The organism is Ramlibacter sp. (assembly GCF_028291745.1).
Classification (GTDB): Bacteria; Pseudomonadota; Gammaproteobacteria; order Burkholderiales; family Burkholderiaceae_C; genus Ramlibacter.
Map to the genome: position 1 here is coordinate 20,515 of NZ_JAQGNQ010000146.1, position 19,788 is coordinate 40,302.

General features: G+C 68.0%; 16 protein-coding genes. All 16 read right to left on the minus strand.

Annotated elements, in window-relative coordinates:
• Window positions 1–217: 217 nt before the first annotated feature.
• The 16 genes from JWP60_RS26370 to JWP60_RS26445 all read right to left on the minus strand — a co-directional run bounded on the left by JWP60_RS26370 (window position 218) and on the right by JWP60_RS26445 (window position 19,759).
• Complete coding sequence (locus JWP60_RS26370; protein ID WP_299798494.1) at window positions 218–1,147, minus strand: TonB C-terminal domain-containing protein; 930 nt, start codon at window positions 1,145–1,147, stop codon at window positions 218–220.
• 4 nt (window positions 1,148–1,151) lie between these two features.
• Complete coding sequence (locus JWP60_RS26375; protein WP_299798496.1) at window positions 1,152–1,580, minus strand: biopolymer transporter ExbD; 429 nt, start codon at window positions 1,578–1,580, stop codon at window positions 1,152–1,154.
• Entirely contained in the window at window positions 1,580–2,281 is a 702-nt protein-coding gene (gene tolQ / locus JWP60_RS26380) for a protein TolQ (protein WP_299798499.1), read from the minus strand. Before tolQ ends, JWP60_RS26375 begins: the two co-directional genes overlap by 1 nt.
• Window positions 2,278–2,691 carry a tol-pal system-associated acyl-CoA thioesterase gene (ybgC, locus tag JWP60_RS26385; protein ID WP_299798502.1) on the minus strand — a complete coding sequence of 138 codons (414 nt, stop codon included), beginning with the start codon at window positions 2,689–2,691 and terminating at the stop codon, window positions 2,278–2,280. Before ybgC ends, tolQ begins: the two co-directional genes overlap by 4 nt.
• Window positions 2,688–3,872, minus strand: coding sequence for a pyridoxal phosphate-dependent aminotransferase (locus JWP60_RS26390; protein ID WP_299798505.1), 1,185 nt, complete (start codon window positions 3,870–3,872; stop codon window positions 2,688–2,690). The genes ybgC and JWP60_RS26390 overlap by 4 nt, the downstream gene beginning before the upstream one ends.
• The gene (gene nusB / locus JWP60_RS26395) at window positions 3,869–4,342 is read right to left on the minus strand and encodes a transcription antitermination factor NusB (protein WP_299798508.1); all 474 of its coding nucleotides are present in this window, start codon (window positions 4,340–4,342) and stop codon (window positions 3,869–3,871) included. The genes JWP60_RS26390 and nusB overlap by 4 nt, the downstream gene beginning before the upstream one ends.
• A complete protein-coding gene (gene ribH / locus JWP60_RS26400; RefSeq protein WP_299798511.1) occupies window positions 4,342–4,803 on the minus strand; it encodes a 6,7-dimethyl-8-ribityllumazine synthase in 462 nt (153 codons plus the stop codon). Before ribH ends, nusB begins: the two co-directional genes overlap by 1 nt.
• A gap of 150 nt (window positions 4,804–4,953) precedes the next feature.
• Window positions 4,954–6,084: a bifunctional 3,4-dihydroxy-2-butanone-4-phosphate synthase/GTP cyclohydrolase II gene (gene ribBA / locus JWP60_RS26405; protein WP_299798514.1), complete on the minus strand. Its 1,131-nt coding sequence runs from the start codon at window positions 6,082–6,084 to the stop codon at window positions 4,954–4,956.
• 59 nt (window positions 6,085–6,143) lie between these two features.
• On the minus strand, window positions 6,144–8,252 hold the full coding sequence (locus JWP60_RS26410) for an ATP-binding protein (protein ID WP_299798517.1): 2,109 nt from the start codon (window positions 8,250–8,252) through the stop codon (window positions 6,144–6,146).
• Entirely contained in the window at window positions 8,246–10,051 is a 1,806-nt protein-coding gene (locus JWP60_RS26415) for a response regulator (protein ID WP_299798520.1), read from the minus strand. The genes JWP60_RS26410 and JWP60_RS26415 overlap by 7 nt, the downstream gene beginning before the upstream one ends.
• A gap of 286 nt (window positions 10,052–10,337) precedes the next feature.
• Window positions 10,338–10,982, minus strand: coding sequence for a riboflavin synthase (locus tag JWP60_RS26420; protein ID WP_299798523.1), 645 nt, complete (start codon window positions 10,980–10,982; stop codon window positions 10,338–10,340).
• 59 nt (window positions 10,983–11,041) lie between these two features.
• Complete coding sequence (ribD, locus tag JWP60_RS26425; RefSeq protein ID WP_299798526.1) at window positions 11,042–12,139, minus strand: bifunctional diaminohydroxyphosphoribosylaminopyrimidine deaminase/5-amino-6-(5-phosphoribosylamino)uracil reductase RibD; 1,098 nt, start codon at window positions 12,137–12,139, stop codon at window positions 11,042–11,044.
• 61 nt (window positions 12,140–12,200) lie between these two features.
• A complete protein-coding gene (locus JWP60_RS26430) occupies window positions 12,201–17,591 on the minus strand; it encodes a PilC/PilY family type IV pilus protein (protein ID WP_299798529.1) in 5,391 nt (1,796 codons plus the stop codon).
• Between the two features lie 28 nt (window positions 17,592–17,619).
• Window positions 17,620–18,174 (minus strand): hypothetical protein, encoded by a 555-nt coding sequence (locus tag JWP60_RS26435; RefSeq protein WP_299798532.1) that lies wholly within the window; start codon window positions 18,172–18,174, stop codon window positions 17,620–17,622.
• A gap of 50 nt (window positions 18,175–18,224) precedes the next feature.
• Window positions 18,225–19,292 (minus strand): PilW family protein, encoded by a 1,068-nt coding sequence (locus tag JWP60_RS26440; RefSeq protein WP_299798535.1) that lies wholly within the window; start codon window positions 19,290–19,292, stop codon window positions 18,225–18,227.
• Window positions 19,289–19,759, minus strand: coding sequence for a hypothetical protein (locus JWP60_RS26445; protein ID WP_299798538.1), 471 nt, complete (start codon window positions 19,757–19,759; stop codon window positions 19,289–19,291). The genes JWP60_RS26440 and JWP60_RS26445 overlap by 4 nt, the downstream gene beginning before the upstream one ends.
• Window positions 19,760–19,788: the final 29 nt, after the last annotated feature.

A 19,788-nucleotide genomic window follows, 5' to 3' on the forward strand; every position in this document is an offset into this window, starting at 1 on the left:
GCGAGTGTTGCCGCGCCGGCCGCAACTCGACCATAGGGATTCGGCGAACTCTGCAGGCAGTTACGCTCCCTTGCAACTCGTGCTAGCGATTCGGGAGCAGGGCGGCCGCCGCGGATGGTTGCGCGCGCAACGGTATAGGGCCTTCCACTTACTGTGTCTTAAGGGCCAATCGACCGTCGCGTGAAACACGAAACGCGGCCGCCGGGGCGCAGGAGGCTCAGCCGAACTGGCGGACCGACAGGACCATCAGGGAAGGAACCCGTCCGTCGATGTCGCGCGGCAGGCGTTCGGTGGCGTCGATGCCGCGCAGTACGGCGTCGTCCCTGGCCTTGTTGCCGCTGGACTTGATCAGCCGCTGGCCGACGATGGTGCCGTCGGGCGCCAGCCGGATCTCCACTTCCACGGGGGGATCGCCGGCAACCGTCTCGATGAAGCGCGTATTGCGCTTGATGATGGCCGCGACCCGGCCCGCGTAGCTGGCGGACGGCCCGGAGGAGCGCGCCGAGGCGCCTTGCGAGTCGGTCGCCCCGGTGCCCGCCATGCCCTGGATGCGCTTGAGGTTCTCTTCGCGCAGCTGCGCCATGCGCTTGCTGTCGCGCGCTTCCTGTTCCTGCTGCTTGCGCTTCTTCTCGTCGTCGCGGCGCTTGGCGTCGGCGAGCTGCTGCTGCTTTTGCAGATCCTTCTTCTTCGCGAGATCGTCGTCGTGCTTCTTCTGCGCCAGATCGTCTGCCCGCTTCTTCTGCGCCAGTTCCTTGCGCCGCTGGTCGCGCTCGCGTTCCTGTTCCGCCTTGCGCTCGCGCTCGAGCTCGCGCTGCTCGCGTTCGCGCTCGATGGCGATCTGCGCATTGCGGTTCACCTGCGGCGCGGGCGGCGGGCGCACCACGGCCGGCGGTGGGGGCGGCTGCACCACCGCCTGCGGGGGCGGCGGCGGTGGGGGAGGAGGCGGCGGCGGCGGCGCCGCTTCCTGCGGCAGGGCCGACCAGAGTTCGGCCTCGACCGTGGCGTTCTGCGCCTCGCGCTGCCAGTGCAGGCCCCGGGTCAGCGCCACCAGCAGCACCAGGTGCGCGGCCACGGCCAGCGTGTACGCGCGCAGGTCGCCCCGCTGCGGCGGCGGTGCGAACTCCGGGCGATCGGCGGCGGCGTCCATCGCCTTATTGCCGCGCGAGCTGCACCGAAAGACCCACGCGCTGCACGCCGGCGCGCTGCAGCGTGTCCATGACCTTCACCACCGTCTCGTACTTCACACTGCGATCCGCGCTGATCACCACGGCGACGCTGCCGGCCGGCTGGCCCGACTGCGCCTGCAGCACCATGGGGGCGACGTCCTGGAGGGACAGCGCCTGCGTCTTGTCGCCGTTCTTCACCTCCAGGTGTTCGTCCTTGGCGACCACCACCTGCACCACCTTGTCCGGCTGGCGCGGCGCCTTGCCGACACTGGGCAGGTCGACCATGCTCGGCGTGATCAGCGGCGCGGTCACCATGAAGATGATCAGCAGCACCAGCATGACGTCGATGAACGGGACCATGTTGATCTCGTTCATCGTGCGGCGGCCGCGGCCGCGGTGGGCGACGCCTGGCATCAGTGCCCCGAGGCGGTGGCAGTGGGGTGCGCGCCGAGGTTGCGCTGCAGGATGTTGGAGAACTCCTCGATGAAGGTCTCCAGCTGGATCGACACCCGGTCGATGTCGCGCGCGAAACGGTTGTACGCCACCACCGCGGGGATGGCCGCGAACAGGCCGAGCGCGGTGGCAACCAGGGCCTCGGCAATGCCGGGCGCCACCGTGGCCAGCGTCACCTGCTGCAGGGCGCCCAGGCCGGTGAAGGCATGCATGATCCCCCACACCGTTCCGAACAGGCCGACATAGGGAGAGACCGAACCGACCGAGCCCAGAAAGGAGAGATTGGTCTCCACCGCATCGAGCTCGCGCTGGAAGCTCGCGCGCATCGCGCGGCGGGCGGCATCGAGCAGGGCGCCGGCGTCGTTGATGCGGCGCTCGCGCAGCTTCTGGTATTCGCGCATGCCGGAGGCAAAGATGCGTTCCATCGGCCCGGCGAGCTTCGCGTTCTGCGCGGCCGACGAGAACAGGTCGTTCAGGCTGGTGCCGGACCAGAAGTCGCGCTCGAAGTCGTCGTTCAGCGCATTGACCCGGCGCAGCGCGAACAGCTTGCGGAAGATGGCCGCCCAGCTGGTGATGGAAACCACCAGCAGCAGCAGCATCACGAGCTGCACGACGATGCTCGCGCCGAGAACGAGTTGCAGAATGGAGAGGTCTTGGTTCATGCCTTGGTGTCCAGCACCTGGAGGATCGCCGGCGGAATGCGCGCCGGCCGCAGTGTGGCGGCATCGACCCACCCGATGCGGATCGTGCCGGCCGCCAGCAGGGTGTCCCCGCTGCGCGCCTGCTGCGCGATTATCAGAGAGGCACGGCCTGCCGTTTCCAGCTGGGCCGTAACAAGAAGTTCATCGTCCAGGCGCGCCGGCCGAAGATAGCGCACTGCCGTCTCGCTGACCACGAACATGCCGCCGCTGCGCTCCTGCAGCGCGCGCTGCGCGAGACCCAGCGAGCGCAGCCACTCGGTGCGCGCGCGTTCGAAGAACTTGAGGTAGTTGGCGAAGAACACGATGCCCCCGGCATCCGTATCTTCCCAGTACACCCGCACCGGCCAGATGAACGGCGCATGTTCTTTCATTGCAGGATGTTGGCGAGGCGGGCGACCGCCTCCTGCAACTGCGCCATCGAATTGGCGGTGGAGAAGCGGATGAAGCGGCTGGTCTCGGCGTGGCCGAAGTCCCGGCCGGGCGTGACCGCCACGTGCGCGCGCTGCATCGCCTCGAAGGCGAAGTCCCAACTGCCCTGCACGCCCAGGCGGCGGGCCGCTTCGCTGCAATCGGCCCAGGCGTAGAAGGCGCCATCGGGCATGACGGGGACGGTCAGGCCCAGGGCCTGCAGCTGCGGGATGAACCAGTCGCGCCGGGCGCGGAACTCGGCGCGGCGCCGCTCGTATTCCGCGATGCTCTCGGTTTCGAAGCACGCGAGCGCCGCATGCTGCGCCACCGTGCTGGGGCAGATGAACAGGTTCTGCGCCAGCCGCTCGATCACCGGCGCCAGCACTTCGGGCACGACCATCCAGCCCAGGCGCCAGCCCGTCATGTTGAAGTACTTCGAGAAGCTGTTGATGCTGACCACCTGGTCGTCGATCGCCAGCCCCGTGTGGCCGAAGGTCTCGTCGTAGGAGAGCCCGAGGTAGATCTCGTCCAGCAGCGTGATGCCGCCCCTGGCCTGCACGAAGGAATGGATCCTGCGCAGTTCGTCCGGATGGATCGAGGTGCCGGTGGGATTGGAGGGCGAGGCCAGCAGCACGCCGCGGGTCCTGGGGCCCCAGTGCTCCTGCACCTTGGCGGCGCTGAGCTGGTAGCGCTCGGCCGGGGTGGTGGGGATCAGCACCGCATCGCCTTCGGCCGCGCTGACGAAATGCCGGTTGCACGGATAGCTCGGGTCCGGCATCAGGATCTCGTCGCCGGCCTCGATCAGCGCCAGGCAGGCCAGCTGCAGGGCGGCCGAGGCGCCGGCCGTGACGACGATGCGGCGGGCCGGCACGGCAACGCCGAAGCGTTCGGCATACCAGCCGCTGATGCGCTCGCGCAGGCGGTCCAGGCCCATGGCATCGGTGTACTGCGTGCGGCCGTCGCGGATCGCGCGTTCGGCGGCCTGCTGCACCAGCGGTGGCGCGGTGAAGTCCGGCTCGCCGATGTTCAGGAAGATCATCGGGCTGGCGCTGCCCGCCGCCTCGCGCGCGATGCGCGTCGCGGCCTTGGCGACCTCCATCACGTAGAAGGGCTCGATCCGTTCGGCCCGGCGTGCCAGCTTCATCTTGCCTTGCCGGTGGCGCGGTCGGCCTCGACCTCCGGCGAACGCAGCGACGGTGCCAGCCCGTTGAGGACGCCGTTGACGTACTTGTGGCCGTCGGTGCCGCCGAATTCCTTGGCCAGCTCGATGCATTCGTTCAGGACGACGCGCCAGGGCACGTCAGGCGCGTGCAGGAATTCGTAGGCGCCGATCCACATCACCGCGTGCTCGATCGGCGAGATCTCCTCCAGCTTGCGATCGAGCAGCGGCAGGATCAGCGCATCGAGTTGGGCGGCTTCGCGGATGCAGCCGTGCAGCAGCGCGTCGTAGTGCACCGCGTCGGCCTTGTGGAAGCCCGAGAGGCCGCGGGTGAACTGGTCGATCGAGTCGGCATCCTGCCGGCCCACGAGGTGCTGGTACAGGGCTTGCACCGCGAATTCGCGGGCGCGGCTGCGCGGCGGCTTGCTGGCGGTCTTGCGGGCAGGCGTCGCCATCAGAACTCTTCCAGCAGGTTGGCCATCTCGATGGCCACTTGCGCCGCGTCGCGGCCCTTGTCGACCTGGCGCGCCACCGCCTGCTCCATGTTCTCGGTGGTGAGGATCGCGTTGGCCACCGGCAGCTGGTAGTCCAGGGCGATGCGCGTCACGCCGGCACCCGACTCATTGGCCACCAGCTCGAAGTGATAGGTCTCGCCGCGGATGATGCAGCCCAGCGCGATCAGCGCGTCGTAGCCGCCTTTTTCCGCCATCGCCTGCAGCGCCACGGCCACTTCCAGGGCGCCGGGCACCTGCACGTGCTCGATGTTCTTTTCCTGCACGCCGCGCGCCAGCAGTTCGTCCCAGCAGGCCTTGGCCAGCGCGTTGGTCACGCCCTGGTTGAAGCGCGCCTGGACGATGCCGATCACCAGCTTGCGGCCATCCAGCCGGTCGGCCGTGCCCTTGTCTGCACCAAACATACGTCTCCTTAACCCAGAAAAATCGCAGGCGATTTTTCTGGGTTGTGGTCAATCAGTGTGGAGAGGACCGGCAAAGCCGGATCCTCTCCACAGGAGGGACCGCGCTGCATGTTATTCCGCGCGGTCCAGGTGCCCCTGCGGGGTTTCATCTCAAAGTGGCCGGTGGGTATAGCCCACCACTTCAAGTCCGTAACCCGCCATGCTGGGCATGCGCCGCGGCGTGCCCATGAGGTTCATCTTCTGCACGCCGCATTCGCGCAGGATCTGCGCGCCCACGCCGTAACTGCGCAGGTCCATGCGCCCGCGCTCCGGCGCATGCGAGGCGCGCGCCGTGCCTTCGAATTGCGCCAGCAACTGGTCGGCCGACTCGCCGCAATTGAGCAGCACCGCGACGCCGCGGCCGGCCTGCGCGATGTGCTTCAGGCTGGCGTCGAGGCTCCACGAGTGCATCGGCCGATTGACTTCGAGCGCATCGAGGAGCGACAGCGGTTCATGCACGCGCACCGGCACCGCATCGCTTGGCTGCCATTGGCCGCAGACCAGCGCGAGGTGCAGGGCCTGGCTCGGCTTGTCGCGCCAGGCATGCGCCACGAAGTTGCCCCAGGTGGTGGCGAGCGGACGGGCGCCGATCTTTTCGACCAGGCTTTCGGTGCGGCTGCGATAGCCGATCAGGTCGGCGATGGTGCCGATCTTCAGACCGTGTTCGGCGGCGAACAGCTGCAGGTCGGGCAGCCGCGCCATCGTGCCGTCGTCCTTCATCACCTCGCAGATCACGGCGGCGGGCGTCAGGCCCGCCAGGGCGGCGAGGTCGCAGCCGGCTTCGGTATGGCCGGCGCGCATCAGCACGCCGCCGTCGACGGCCTGCAGGGGGAAGATGTGTCCCGGCTGCACGAGGTCTTCGGCGCGGGCGTTGCGGGCCACGGCAGCCTGCACGGTGCGGGCGCGATCGGCGGCGGAGATGCCGGTGGTCACGCCCTCGGCGGCTTCGATGGAGACGGTGAAGGCCGTGCCCATCTTCGTGCCGTTGCGCGCCACCATCGGCGGCAGGCGCAGGCGCTCGCAGCGTTCGCGACTGAGGGTGAGGCAGATCAGGCCGCGGCCGAAGCGCGCCATGAAGTTGATCGCGTCGGCCGTGACGTGTTCGGCGGCGAGCACGAGGTCGCCCTCGTTCTCGCGGTCTTCCTCGTCGACCAGGATCACCATGCGGCCCGCCTTCATCTCCGCCACGATCTCCTCGACGGGCGAGACGGGGGCGAGGCTGGGCAGGTCGGTGCGGGTCATCCCCCGTATTGTCGCATCGGCCGCATGTCCCTCCCGGGCCGGGCGGGCATGCGGGCGCCTCACTCGGTGCGCGCCGGCAGCGGCAACTCCAGGGTGAAGGTGGCGCCCCGGCCCGGGCCGTCGCTGTGCACGGTCAAGGTGCCGCCCACTTCACTGGCGGCCAGGGCGCTGCTGTGCAGCCCGAAGCCGTGACCGTCCGCTCGCGTGGTGAAGCCGTGCGCGAAGATGCGCGTCAGGTTCTCCTGCGGGATGCCCTCGCCGACGTCGCTGACCGCGAAGCGCAGGCGCGAGGGCGTGGCCATCTCGATGCGCACCGTCAGGCGCCGGGCGTCGGTCGCCAGGCCGCCCATGGCGGCTGTCGCATTGCAGATCAGGTTGACCAGGATCTGCAGCACGCGGCCGCGGTCCAGCGGCACCCGGGGAACGGCGCCGAACTCGCGCACCACTTGCACGTTGTGGCGGATGAGCGCCGCGCTTTGCATCCGTAAGGCATTCTCGGCAAGCTCTGCCGGCATCACGGGCTCGATCACATGGCCGGCGACTGCGTGCGATTGCTGCGTGGCCACGATTTCCTCGATATGGTCGAGGCTCTTCATGAGGCGTTCCAGCTCCTGCGTCATGCCCTGGTGCTCGGAGGCCAGGGCCTGCCCTGCCGCGGCCAGATACCCGGGCAGCAGCTTGCCCTTTGCGTCCCGCGTCAGGAAGTCGCCCACGTCGCCCGCGTGCTGCTCCAGCAGCTGCAGCGCGCGCGCCAGGCCGGTGAGCCGCGAGCGGCGCAACGTGCTGCCGATCAGGCCGGCCGAAGTGTTGACGCTGTTGAGAACGTTGCCCACGTTGTGCAGCACGTTCGTGGCGATCTCCGCCCGGCCCGCCTGCCGTGCGGTCGCGACCAGTTCGCTTTGCATCTCGCGCAGCTTGCGCGTGATCTCCTCATTGTCCCGCAAGGCCGCCTGGGCGGTCTGCGTTGCGTCAGCCAGCTTATCGAGCATGCGACTGCGGGCCTCCAGCATCTCGTTGCGCTCGTGCTGGGAAACCAGTTCGCGCTCCGCGCGCCTTCGGTCGAGGTGTTCCTCGGCGAGGCTCGCACGCGCCTCCCCCAGACGTGCCGTACGTGCCGCCACGTCCTGCTGCACCTTGCCGAGCAGCACATAGAAGAACGCGGTGAGGGCGCCGCCGATCAGCAGGCTGAGCGCGGCCAGCGTCAGCACGGCGCGGCGTCGTTCGGCGACGCCATCCGTGATGTCGGACATCACCAGCATCCGGCCGACGTCCTGCCCCCCGAGTTGGAACCGCTCCGAGATGACCTGCTGGATGCGCCCACCCTGCCGTGCCTCGAAGGTCCGCTTGCTCGTGGTCGCCGCCTGCCCGGAAAGGAAGGCGCGCAGTTCCGGGGGCAGCTTCTCGGTGGTGCGCGTGATCAGCACGGTCTGCGGGAACTCGTCCCAGTCCATCCGGTGCGCCCCGTGGTCCTGGGCTGCTTGCCAGTTCTTGAAGTCGAGCCGGGACTTGTCGATGGCCACGAAGAGGTCCGCACCCAGGGTGCCCTTCAGCCCGTCGAGAAGGTCCTCCAGCTCGATGCCGAGTTCCATGTAGCCGATCAGCTGACCGCGTACGGTCCAGGGATAGACCACCCGCAGCGTGAACGTGCCGCGCGGGCCGGGCTCGTTCAGCCAGGCCGGCTCGCCTGTCCGTTCGGCGCGCAAGAGGCTGGTCCGGCCGATGCGGTCGCCGTAATCCTCCGGCGCATGCACCCGCAGCAGCACCGTGCGGTCCGGCAGGATGAAGTACATGTGCGAGACCTTGTTGCGCACCCGCAAGGTGTCGAAAACGGGTGCGGCGAGCGCCAGCAACGCGCCGCGGTCGCGTGCCCGCATGGCGGCCACCAGCTGCTGGTCGAGCATGAGCAGTTCCAGCAACGAACGCATGGTGCGGGCTTCGCTGTCGATGCGCTCCTGCACGCGCGTCTGCACCGAGGCCGCCCTCTGCGCGAGGTCCTGCTCGCTCTGCCGCGCACGCGCCAGCAGGATCATGGTGGTCAAGGTCGCAAAGAGGATGATCAGGCCCAGCGCCAGCGGCACGAGCACCCGCATGCGCAGGCCCGACACCACCCACCGCGCGTCGATCGGCGTCGCCTGCACGGTGGCTGGAGTGGCCGGCAGCATCAGCATGCGGCACCGCCCGCGAGAGCGGCGCGCGCGCTTCGGTGCGGCGGCACCCACTTGAGCAGCACCTCCCACATGGCTGGCAGCTCGAGCGGTTTGGCAATGAAATCGTTCATCCCCGCGTCCAGGCAACGCCGGCGGTCCTCGGGGAGCACGCTCGCGCTCATCGCGATGACGGGAAGCTCGGCGTGTCGGGCGAGCTTGCGCAGGGCGCGCGTAGTTGCCGTGCCGTCCAGCACGGGCATCTGCGCATCCATGAGCACCGCGTCGTACGACTCGCAGGCCAGCCGGTCCAGCGCCTCCTGGCCGTTGTCCGCGATGTCCACGTGCAGGCCGGCCTTGCGCAGGATCGTGCAGGCGACGATCTGGTTGACCTCGTTGTCCTCCACCAGCAGGATGCGCGCCCCGGCGAGCTGCTCGCGCTGTTCGAACTGCCGCGGGGTCATCCCAGCGGGGAGAGCGGCTTGCTTGCCCGGCTGCGCGGGCCGGGGGGGCTTCGGTGCTGCCAAGGTCGGGTCCTCGACCGCGACGGGCAAGCCCAGGCGGGCCGTGAACCAGAAGCGGCTGCCGCGCCCCAGCTCGCTTTCGACGCCGACGTCGCCGCCCATGAGCTCGGCCAGCCGGCGCGAGATGGCGAGCCCGAGGCCGGTGCCGCCGAAGCGGCGGGTGGTCGAGGCGTCCGCCTGCTGGAAGCGCTGGAACAGCAGTTGCTGCTGCTCCGGGCTGATGCCGATGCCGCTGTCCACCACCGACAGGCGCAGCGCGACGTCGCGTTCGGTGACCGACGAAATCTCGGCGCAGATGCGCACCTGGCCGCGCTCGGTGAACTTGATGGCGTTGCTGGTGAAGTTCAGCAGAACTTGCGAAAGCCGCAGCGGGTCGCCGACCAGTTCGCGCGGGACATCGGGTGCGATGTCGAAGGAAAGGCCGAGGCCCTTCTCCTCGCACTTGAGCGACAGCATGTTGGTCACCCGCTCCAGCACGGCGGCAAGCGGGAAAGGAACCAGCTCCAGTTGCAGCATTCCCGACTCCACCTTGGAGAAGTCCAGGATGTCGTTGAGGATTCCCATCAGGCTTTCGGCCGAGGCGTAGACCTTGCCCAGGTGATCGCGCTGCTGCCGGTTCAGGTCGGTCTGCAGCAGCAGGTACGACAGGCCCATGATCGCGTTCATGGGGGTGCGGATCTCGTGGCTCATGTTGCTGAGGAACTCGTCCTTCGCGCGGGTGGCCGCTTCGGCCGCCTCCTTGGCCACCACCAGTTCGCGCGTGCGCTCGTGCACCGTATCTTCGAGCTCGTCCACTTGCCGCAAGGCGCGGCGCGCCAGCGTCCACTTGGCGGTGAGCATGCGCGCCAGCTGGGAGACCTCGATCAGGTCGAACGGCTTCTTGATGATCAGCAGCCGGTCGCGCACGTCCAGGCGGGCCAGCACCTCCTCCCAGGGATGGTCGGAGTAGGCCGTGCAGATCACGACCTGCAGCTGCGGGTCGACCGCCCAGATCCTTTCGATCGTTTCAACGCCGTCCCATCCGGGGGGCATGCGCATGTCGATGAAGGCCATCGCATAGGGTCGGCCCTCCTGCAGCGCCCCGCTGACCTTCGCGAGCGCCTCGATGCCCTGGTACGCAGAGTCGATGTCGTAGCCATCCTCGGCCGCGGGGCGGCTGTCGCCGAACAGCGCGTTCTCGAAGTCCGCGAGGCGATCGTCCGCGGGGCGGGCGGCGAGCGTCTTGCGGAAGTCGTCGTGCATCTGCGGCATGTCGTCGACGACGAGGATGCGGCGGTTGGTGGTCCCCTGCATGGTCATTGGTGCTTCCGTACGGGGCCGGCGGCGCAGCCGCGCGGCAGGCAGAAATAGCAGGTGTCACGCACGGAGAACACGGTGAGTTCGTCCGTCTGCTGCCCGCCGCCAAGCGCGACCTGCGCGTGCTTGCGACGCGAGGTGAATTTGACGACCTTGAACGGGCAAGCGCCCGGGGCGGGAAGGCGCTGGGCTGACAACTAGCTGGATGCGCCGATGAGACCATGCTCGGCAGTAGCGGCACTAGGGAAATAGCGCCCCAGGCGCTCGGGGAGTCCCCTAAGCTGAAAGGCTAGGGCGCGGGTCGCTCGGGCAAGCCGGTGCCCGAGCTCAGCATGCGTTCGACGTAGCGCGCGATGAGGTCGATTTCCAGATTGACGCGGCTGCCTTCGGCCAGCGCGTGCAGCGCGGTGTTGTCCACCGTGTGCGGAATCAGGTTGATGCTCAGGTCGGTGCCTTGCTCGCCGTCCTCGATGGCGTTGACCGTGAGGCTCACGCCGTTGACGGTGATCGAGCCCTTGTAGGCCAGGTACTTCGACAGCGCGCGCGGCGCCAGGATGCGCAGCTCCCAGCTCTCGCCCACCGGCGCCATCTTCAGCACCGTGCCGACGCCGTCGACGTGGCCGGAGACGAGATGGCCGCCCAGGCGGTCCTGCGGCCGCAGCGCCTTTTCGAGATTGACGGCGCCGGGCCGGTCGAGACCCGCGGTCTTGTCCAGCGACTCCGCGGAGATGTCGATGGAGAACCGGCCGGCGTTGGCGTCGAGCGAAGTGACGGTCATGCAGGCGCCGTTGAGGGCGATGCTGTCACCCAGGCCGACGTCATCGAGGTATCCCGTGGGCGCGGTGATGGTGAGGCGCTTGCCGTACTGCTGCGAAGTCCCGAGGTCGTCGATGGCGGCGATCCGCCCGACGCCGGTGATGATGCCGGTGAACATGGGGGTATTTTGACAGGGTCGGGGAGGGCCCGCACAGCCGACGACCACGGATGGCACCTCTAGAAGGCCGTCCGCCCCGGCAGCCGTGCCAGCACACGAAGGTCAGCCCCCACGCGCTCCACGCTGGAAAATTCCAGGGCGACCGCTTCGTCCAGCTGCGCCAGCGGGCCGATGTTCACCATGCCCTGGCCGGGGCCCAGCAGCCTGGGCGCCAGGTACACCAGGAACTCGTCGACGAGGCCCTCGCGCAGCAGCGACCCATTGAGCTTGAAGCCCGCTTCGACGTGCAGCTCGTTCACGCCGCGGCCACCCAGGTCCTTCAGCAGCGCCGCGAGGTCGACCTTGCCGCCCGCGTCGGGCAGGTGGGTCACCGTGGCGCCCCGCGCACGCAAGCGCTCCTGCGCCGGGGGCTGATCCGCCGCCGCGTAGATCCACACCGGCCGCCCGGGCACGTCGAACAGGGCCGCATCCGGCGGCGTCTGCAGTCGGCTGTCGACCACCACGAGCGGCGGCTGCCTGCCCACGGGCGCCAGCCGCACGTCGAGGCGCGGGTTGTCTTGCAGCACGGTGCCTATGCCGGTGAGCAGGGCGCCGGCGCGGGCACGCCAGGCGTGGCCATCGGCGCGCGCGGCTTCGCCCGTGATCCACTGGCTGGCGCCGTTGGCCAACGCGGTCTGGCCGTCGAGCGAGGCCGCGATCTTCATGCGCACCCAGGGCTGGCCGCGCACCATGCGGCTGAAGAAGCCGAGATTCAGTTCGCGCGCGGCCTCGGCCCCGGGCCCGATCTCGACGCTCACGCCGGCGGCCCGCAAACGCGCGAAGCCCTGGCCGGCCACCAGAGGATTCGGATCGGCGAGCGACGCGACCACGCGATCGATCCCAGCGGCGATCAGCGCATCGCAGCAGGGGCCGGTGCGGCCGTGATGGGCGCAGGGCTCGAGGGTCACGTAGGCGGTGGCACCGCGCACGTCGTGACCGCGGGCAGCGGCATCGCGCAAGGCCATGATTTCGGCGTGCGCCTGGCCGGCGGGCTGGGTGTGGCCTTCGGCGAGCACGCGCGTGCCGTCGCCGGAGACGATCACGCAGCCGACACGGGGGTTGGGTTCGGTGATGCCGATCGCCAGGCGGGCGAGTTCCAGGGCGCGGGCTATGTGCAAGTGGGTCCTCCAAAACGGGCGCGGACCCCGCAGGGTCCGCGCGCCGGCCGATCGCTGGAGTCTAGTCGCCGTTCAGCTCGCGCCAGGAGGTGCGACGCAGGGTGCCGGTGCTCGTGTTGTACGGCAAGTCCTGGCGGGAGGTCACGCCCATGTCGGTGCCGGTGGTGAGGCCGCCGCCCGACATCCGGATGATGGCTTCGACCGTGCCGCTGGGAGTCTTCACTACCGAGGGTCGCGTGGCGACGCAGGTGCACAGCAGTTCGCCCACCACGTTACCGGTACCGGAGATGGCGCTGCCGGACAGGAAGTCCAGGTAGTACAGGAAGCTCTGCGCGTTCACCGAGCTGTCGGCGCCGGTGCAACCGGTGATCGTGCCCGTCGTGGAGCTCTGGGGCTTGATGGTCGTGAAGGCCAGCGTGCCGAGCGCCAGGGTGGGATCCGTCACCGAACGCTCGCCGGAATTCACGAAATCGAGGTACCACCCGTTGTTCACCCCCCAGTCCACGACATTGGACGATCCGGTCAACACGGACTGGCCCTGGTCGCAGATGGTGGCCGGCGTGCCGGCGGGGCATGTGGTCGCGGTGAGCGTCTGCTTCACGAACTTGCTGCCTGTGGTGCGGGGGGTCGTCAGCGTGGCCGTCTGGCTGGTGGCGTACTTGATCGCGTACATGCTGAAGGTGCTGGTGTCGGTCAGGTCCGAGAGGCCGAGGTAGCGGCCCGTGCCAACGATGATCAGCGGCGTGCTGTTGACCGCGGCCACCGTGGGCTTGCTGGTGATCGGTTGCACGGCGCCGCTGGGGCCCTGCAGATTGATCATCAGCTGCGCATCGGTACCCCCCGCGCCGATGTTGCCGTTGACGTCGAATCGCCAGACGTTGCCGAGCAGGTCGCCGCCGTAGACTTCGTCCACCGTGTTGTTGGCGGCGCCGGCCGACGAGCGCGCCGAGATCTTGGCCAGGCCATCCGGACTGGTGGCCGAGCCCGTGGCCGTGGAGATCGTGTTGAGCAGTGAACCGGTCGACGCGTTGAGCACGTAGAGCCGGCCGATGCCGTCGGGGTTGTTGTAGCCGGAGGTCAGCATCACCGTCCAGGTGCCGTTCGCCAGCTTGGTGATGCGGGGATTGCTGTAGCTCTGGCCCATCGTCGCATTGCTGTACTCCCAGAGCAGGGTCGGATTGATCGGATCGGTGATGTCCAGCGCATAGTAGGAATTGCCGCCCTGGTTCAGTCCGCCGACGATGATGGTGCGCCACTCCGCGGCGGCGCACGTGGCAGCCGGCGCCTTCGGGCAGATGTCACCCACTTCCGCGGTGCCGTCGACGTAGTACTGGTGCTGGCTGCCGTAGTTCATGTCCGCCAGCCGGTACAGGTTCGGCATGACCGCGGTCGGGACGAAGGCCCAGCGCTCCTGCCCGGTGAGGGCATCGAACGCATGGAGCATGCCGTCGTTGCTGCCGACGTACACCGTGGGCACGCGGGTCGACTGCAGGCTGACGAAGCTCGCGTAGTTCGCGTCCAGGTAGGCTTGCGTCGGCTGCTTCACGTAGCGCGCTTCGGACGAGACGATGTCGCCCAGGACGTGCATGCGGGAGCGGTAGTACGTGACCTCGTTGGTGCGGACGCCCGACAGGTAGTCCACCAGTGCCGAACCGGAGGCATTGGTCTGGGCGGTGGTGCTCAGGCAGGAGGCGCCGCTGGCGCAGAACTGGGACAGACCCTGGGCGGCGGACGTGTAGGTCAGGTAGGGCGTGGTGAAGTACGCCTGCTGAACGGTGGTGAGGTTGGCAAAGGTGAACGGTGTCAGGGCGCCGGCCTTGGCCATGAAGATCTTGCGGGTGACCGGGGCGCCGGTGAGCGCCGAGACGTTCGCCCCGTCGGTACCCCCCGTGCCGCCCGCGAAGCCGCTGAGGGAGGTGTACGCGTTCTTCACCAGGTAGCAGGTGCCACCCGAGTTGTAGACCTGGCCCACGGAATAGGTGGTGGCGGCCCGCCAGGGCGTCGTGGCGCAGTCCAGCAGTTGCATGGCCGACCACTGTTGGGCCGTCAGCGTGCCGTCGTCGTTGAAGCGCTGCATGATCAGTTCGCCGAACCAGTTCACGGACTGATAGGAAGAACTGAACACGAAGTTGTCGCTGCTGGTGATGTTCGGGTTCGAGCTGGCCGCCGCGGCCGCGGTACCGGGCCGCGGGGTATTGACGATCTGTGCCAGCACCGCGCTCAGCCCGCTCGAGAGCGACGCCGGATCGGTGGCGCTGAAGTACGTGCCATGGCCGTTCACCGCGGTATGCCACAGGTCGTCGATGTTGGTGATCGTGTCGGACGCCGGAATCGGCCACGTGCAGGTACCGCTGGTGAGCCAGGTGCAAACGGTGCTGGTGGCCGTGCTGCCGTTGGCGACCGCGTTGAAGTCACCGGAGGGCTGGGTCCAGTAGTCGGGAGCGTAGACGCGTGTACCGCCCGAGTCGTTCTGGTATTGGGAGAACACCATCTGGCCCTGCGCGCCCAGGCCAAGCGTGTGCACGGTCATGTGTTGCCAGGCGGCCGTGTCCCGGCCGTAGGCGATGACGTTGTCGGCGCACAGGTCGGTGGTCCCGTCGGCTGCGGTGCAGCTGCCCGTGGTGTCCGCTCCGGTCTGGGTGGAGCTGCGCAAGTCGGTGTTGTAGTAGTAGGCGGCGACGTCCGCGAGCGTGTCGCTCGTACCGCCGCTGGCGACGGCCTGGCACTGCACCGCCTTGGCCACATTGAACGTCGTCGGGCCGGTGCTCTGGGCCAGTGCGCTACAGGAGGCCACATCCGCATACGCGGTCCAGGCGGCGTACTGGCAGGCGGTGTACTGGCCGCTCGTATTGGCCGCCGTGACCGTGCACGATCCCCCCGCGGCGACGTTGGTCCAGGTCGGGGCTGATTGGGTGCAACCCTGGTAGACGGTGGCGTTGCTGAAGTTACCGCTGACGTACGCGGGCGCACAGGTCGCCGTGGCCGCGACCGCGGCGAACGAGTACTGGCATTGCGTGGTGTTCCCGCTGCTGTCCGGCGTGGTCGTCACGGCGCAGGAAGGGGCGTTCGCGTAGGCGGACGTGACCACGGTCTGGCAGTCGGTGGCCGTAGCCACGTTGGATGCCCCGGAGGTGTCCTGGGCCCGTACCGTGCAGGACGCCGCTCCGACCCAGCTGGTCCAGCTCGTGTAGGCGCATTGCGTCGTGTTGCCGTTGGTGCCCGGCGTGGAGTTCGGGGTGCAGGAAGCGACGTTGGTGAAGGGCGACGTGACGACGGTCTGACACTGGGTGGTGTTCCCGCTGTTGTTCGTCGTGGTGTCCACCGTGCAGGCGGAGACACCGGTAAACGCGGAGGTGACGACGGTTTGACAGTCGGTTGCGGTGCGCACCGAATACGTGGGGCCCGTCGACTGCGCGACCGCACTGCAGGTCTTGGTGCCTGTCCAGGGCGTAACAATCGCGTACTGGCATTGAACCGTAGCGCTTGCCACGCAACTGCCGCTGGTGACGTTGGTCCAGGTGGTTGGGAAGACTCCTGCCGTGTTGGCAGTGCGCCGCTGCAACTGATAGGTTTGGATTTGGAACTGTGAAGTCTGCTTCTGCAACTGCGAAGTCTGCTGCTGCAGTTGCGACGTGCGCTTCTGCAGTTGCGAGGTCTGCGCCTGGAGCGTGCCCTTCGAAGCCTTTTGCGTGATGGTGGCCGATTGCAGCTGGCTGGTGCTCTGCTGGATCTGCGACGCGGCGCCGTCCTTGTAGGGTCGCGGCATCAGGCCGTCCTGGTTGCCTACGGCGGAGGTTGCGTCCAGCTTGTAGCCCGCGCCACCGTTCCAGAAGCCGTCGGTGGACAGGATGGTGTAGTTGCGCTGGCAGGAGTACTGCATCGGCTCGGTGACGGTGACCCCGTTGTACCTCGTGCCGTTCAGCTTGCCCGCGTACAGCCGGCCGGCGTCGGACAGCGCCTTGCGCAGTGCGGTGCCGTTCAGGGGCTTGGCGCTCAGGACCTTGGAATACCAGGTGAACTTGCCGGAACCGTCGAAGTCCGTCACGTTCACCAGGTCCGTGGTGGTGTTGTTGTTGAGACTGAAGTAGCCGACGCGGTAGCGTGTGGTGCCGGCGGCGACGTTGGCCGCGCTGTCCAGCGTGGAGAACGCCAGGGCGGCGGACGACTTCATCATCTGCATGCGCGTGTGATAGTAGGTCCACCAATTGGCGTAATTGGTCATCTCCTCCTTGAACGTGCAGGTCGTGCCGGCGCAGTCGGTGCGCGTGAGTGCCTTGGCGGTCGTACCCGGATACGGGTAGCTGTCGTTCGCGGCGGTGATCGCCGTGCGCACGTTGAAGCCCGGGATGGGGGCGCTGCTTTGCGCCGTGCCACTCAGGTATTGCGCCAACGGAATCTTGGAGGCCGCAAACGCGGAGTAGGTGATCGTGCTCGTGTAGGCGGCGAGGTCCGTGGCCGCCACCGGCGTGGCCGGTGCAGTGCTGCCCGGTGCGAAGATCGTGAGCACGCCGCCGTTGCTGTCGGCGGTGTAGCCCGCGACCGCGCAGCTGCCGGTCATGACGTTTGCACAGGCGTTGATCTGGGCGGCGACCCTCGCCGCTATGGTCGATGCGCTCGTCGATGAAGACGTGGCCGCGCTCATGATCTGCTGGCTGGCGATCGTGATGCCGGTGACGCTCCGGCTGCTGCCCGTGGACGGGAACGTGACCGTCGAGATCAGCGGCGCGGCGATGCGCGGGTACTTGTAGCTGGCGTCCGGAAGTGCCTTGCAGTTTGCCAGCGTCGTGCTGTTGCACCAGCGCAGCGGGGCGGGGTACTGGTAAGTGTCGATGAGTGCGGTAGCCGGGGTGCAGGTCGTCAGACCTGGTGTCGTGCAGTACTCGCCAGGGATGATGGTGTAGTAATAGGCGTTGTTCGTCAGTACGTTCTTCGAACTGCTGGTGGCGTTCACCGGCGGGGAGAACACGTTGGCGTTGTTGAAACTCTGCACGCCGTACGCGTCGTACTTGACCGCGTTCCAGTTGGGCGCGGACGAACTGGCCGAGCTGTCCCCGCCGGTGGTGGTCGAGGTCCCCGTCATGCTCGGGTAGGTCGTCGTGTTCTTGGCGCCCGCCGAGGTGAAGATCACCGGCGGCGAATAGGTGACCGCCGGGTTGTAGGCAACGCCGTTGAAGGCTGCGTTGCCAAACAGGTACGCGGGAGCCTGCGTGTAGTTGATGCTGTAGTCGGTGGAGGACGGACTGGTGAGCGTCACCCAGTCGGGCAGGAAGTCCCAGTCCATCGAGCCGGAGTCGTCGAGCACGAACAGGATGTTGGGCTTGATGTCCACCGTCGAGCCTACCGTATAGGTGGGCAGTGGCACCGTGGAGAGGTCGGTGGTGGCGGGCAGGGCGTGCAAGGGCGCCAGCATGCCCAGAGCGACGACGGCCGCGCGGGCGGCCGTCGTCAGCAACGGCGACCCCTGGGGCCGCGTCGGGCGCTCACATTGTGACGTGCGATTGAACATAGCTTTCTGTCCTTCTTGGGCCCGAAACACGCACCGTGATCCGGTAATAAACTTGCGACGCGGACTGCAGGGCGATCTCGCCGACCTCTTCGGAATTGCCGCCGGAACTGGTCGCCAGCGGCGAGGCGACGCACGACTGCCCGGTGGTTCCGGGCGCCTGCGCGGCGCTGCACTCCCGGTGCACGACGAAATAGATGTGGTTGCCGGCCTGGTCGATCCCCGCGTCGCGCGCGTTGGCGGCCAGGTTCCTGTCCCAGAAGGCTTGCCAATTCGTGCTGCTGTCGGGGCTCTGGTCCGACTTCATCGTGGCGAAGTAGCCCCAGCTGGAATCGTCCGTGTTCAAGGCGTTCGTGCCGGCTTTCATCTGCAGCATGGCGATGGCCTGCTCGATCCCCTGGTCGGCCGAGTTGGTGGCCGCCTGCTGGAAGGCCAGGTTGCCGGCCACCAGCGTGGCGCTGTCGACCGAGCGCATCATGGCGACGCCGCCGATCATGATGGCCACGAGCACGACCAGCGCGATCAGCAGCACGATGCCCTGCTGGCGGGCGCGCCGCAGGGAGACTGTGAGGGGGCGACGTTTCAACATCCCGAATCCGATGCCGACCAGATGATGTTCCGCGCGGGCGCGGTGCTCTCGAAAGTCTTGTAGCGGTAGCACTGCCAGTCCGAGTTGCTCAGCACGAAGGGGGCGTTGGGCGTGCCGCTGCTGCCGGTCCAGAGGGGAGTGGCGCCGGTGACGGCCTCGCAGGTGCGCTGCTTGGTGGTGTCCGAGATCGTGGTCTCGTACTGCGTGCTGCGGGCAAGCAGGGCAAGCCGCACCGCCGGCGTCTTCATCCAGTCGCACTGCGTGGCGGGGGTGGTCTGGTTCCAGCTGGAGACCTGGCCATTGGCGGCGGTGCCGTGGCCGTACTGGAGGCGCAGGCTGACGATGTTGCCCGAGACGGCGACCCAGTTGGTCGCGCTGTTGGTGCGGCAATCGTTGGTCATGAAGTCGCAGGAGGTGAGCGAGCCGTTGCGCACCGCATAGGCGACGATCCGCGGCGCCGCGCCCAGGTTGTAGAGCGTGGTCGCGCCAGCCTGCACGGTATTGACGGTGACGCTCAGCGTGGCCGGGGACGCGGCGGTTACCTTCGCGAGGATCCCGCTGGTGGTGCAGGGCGCGGCGACCACATAGTCGTTCGGCGCGAACGACTCGGCCGCCTGGACCTTGTAGACGCTGCCGGCGATTCCGGTCACCTTGTTGCCCTCCGGCTGGCCGTTGCCGCTGCCATAGGCGACCAGCAGGGTGTCGGTGTTGGCGTCGCCGGCGGGAATCAGGGAGGTCGCCGGGTTGATCACCACCGGCGCCAGTGGCACGACGGCGCCGGTGGGCACCGTGATGCTGCAGCCCAGCGTGGTGGCGTTGTTGAAACCATAGCCGGCCTGCTTGAGGTCGGTCGTCAGCATGTGCAGCATCACGGCGCCGCCGCTCGTGGCCTCGTTGCCGGCATTGGTGGTGCGGGTGCGCTGTTCGGAAGTGATCAGCACCTCCATCATGATGATCACGCCGATCATCGCGATCACCAGGCCGACCATGATCTCGATGAGGGAGAAGCCCCGCGCGTAGCGCCCGGACGGCCGGCGAGGAGGGACGGGCAGGGTGTTCATTGTCCGATCTGGCTCTGGACCTTGTACTGGTGCGATGACCCCGTTTGGTCCGAGGCCTGGCGCCAGTACAGCGTCATGTTCACGATGCCGGCCGAGTCGACGATGACCGCGGGCTGCAGGTTGGTGTCCGAAGCCACGCCGGGCAGGTTGTTCTTGACTTGCGTGTACCAGGTTGCGTAGCCGGCGCCCGGGCTGCTGCACGGGGGCGTGCAGTTGTACTGCGTCTGCAGCGTGGTCGCGGTGCGGTCCCCGGTCCACATCTGGCCCAGCAACTGCTGCGCGAGTTCCGCCGCCTGGGCGCGGTAGCGGGCATCGCTGGATTGCTGCACGGCGGTCGCCTGCAGCCCGACGATGCCGAGGATGCCGACCGAGAAGATCAGGATCGCGATCAGCGCCTCGAGCAACATGACGCCGGCCTGGGCCCGGGGCCCGGCGGGTGGCGCATGGTGGGATCGAATCGAAGTCATGCGGGACCTCTTCAGCATTTGCGCGGATC

Bases quoted from the DNA above. Each gene is read 5' to 3' on its own strand.
- JWP60_RS26370 (WP_299798494.1), bottom strand. From the start codon at position 1,147: ATGGACGCCGCCGCCGATCGCCCGGAGTTCGCACCGCCGCCGCAGCGG.
- JWP60_RS26375 (WP_299798496.1), bottom strand. From the start codon at position 1,580: ATGCCAGGCGTCGCCCACCGCGGCCGCGGCCGCCGCACGATGAACGAG.
- tolQ (WP_299798499.1), bottom strand. From the start codon at position 2,281: ATGAACCAAGACCTCTCCATTCTGCAACTCGTTCTCGGCGCGAGCATC.
- ybgC (WP_299798502.1), bottom strand. From the start codon at position 2,691: ATGAAAGAACATGCGCCGTTCATCTGGCCGGTGCGGGTGTACTGGGAA.
- JWP60_RS26390 (WP_299798505.1), bottom strand. From the start codon at position 3,872: ATGAAGCTGGCACGCCGGGCCGAACGGATCGAGCCCTTCTACGTGATG.
- nusB (WP_299798508.1), bottom strand. From the start codon at position 4,342: ATGGCGACGCCTGCCCGCAAGACCGCCAGCAAGCCGCCGCGCAGCCGC.
- ribH (WP_299798511.1), bottom strand. From the start codon at position 4,803: ATGTTTGGTGCAGACAAGGGCACGGCCGACCGGCTGGATGGCCGCAAG.
- ribBA (WP_299798514.1), bottom strand. From the start codon at position 6,084: ATGACCCGCACCGACCTGCCCAGCCTCGCCCCCGTCTCGCCCGTCGAG.
- JWP60_RS26410 (WP_299798517.1), bottom strand. From the start codon at position 8,252: ATGCTGATGCTGCCGGCCACTCCAGCCACCGTGCAGGCGACGCCGATC.
- JWP60_RS26415 (WP_299798520.1), bottom strand. From the start codon at position 10,051: ATGACCATGCAGGGGACCACCAACCGCCGCATCCTCGTCGTCGACGAC.
- JWP60_RS26420 (WP_299798523.1), bottom strand. From the start codon at position 10,982: ATGTTCACCGGCATCATCACCGGCGTCGGGCGGATCGCCGCCATCGAC.
- JWP60_RS26440 (WP_299798535.1), bottom strand. From the start codon at position 19,292: ATGAACACCCTGCCCGTCCCTCCTCGCCGGCCGTCCGGGCGCTACGCG.
- JWP60_RS26445 (WP_299798538.1), bottom strand. From the start codon at position 19,759: ATGACTTCGATTCGATCCCACCATGCGCCACCCGCCGGGCCCCGGGCC.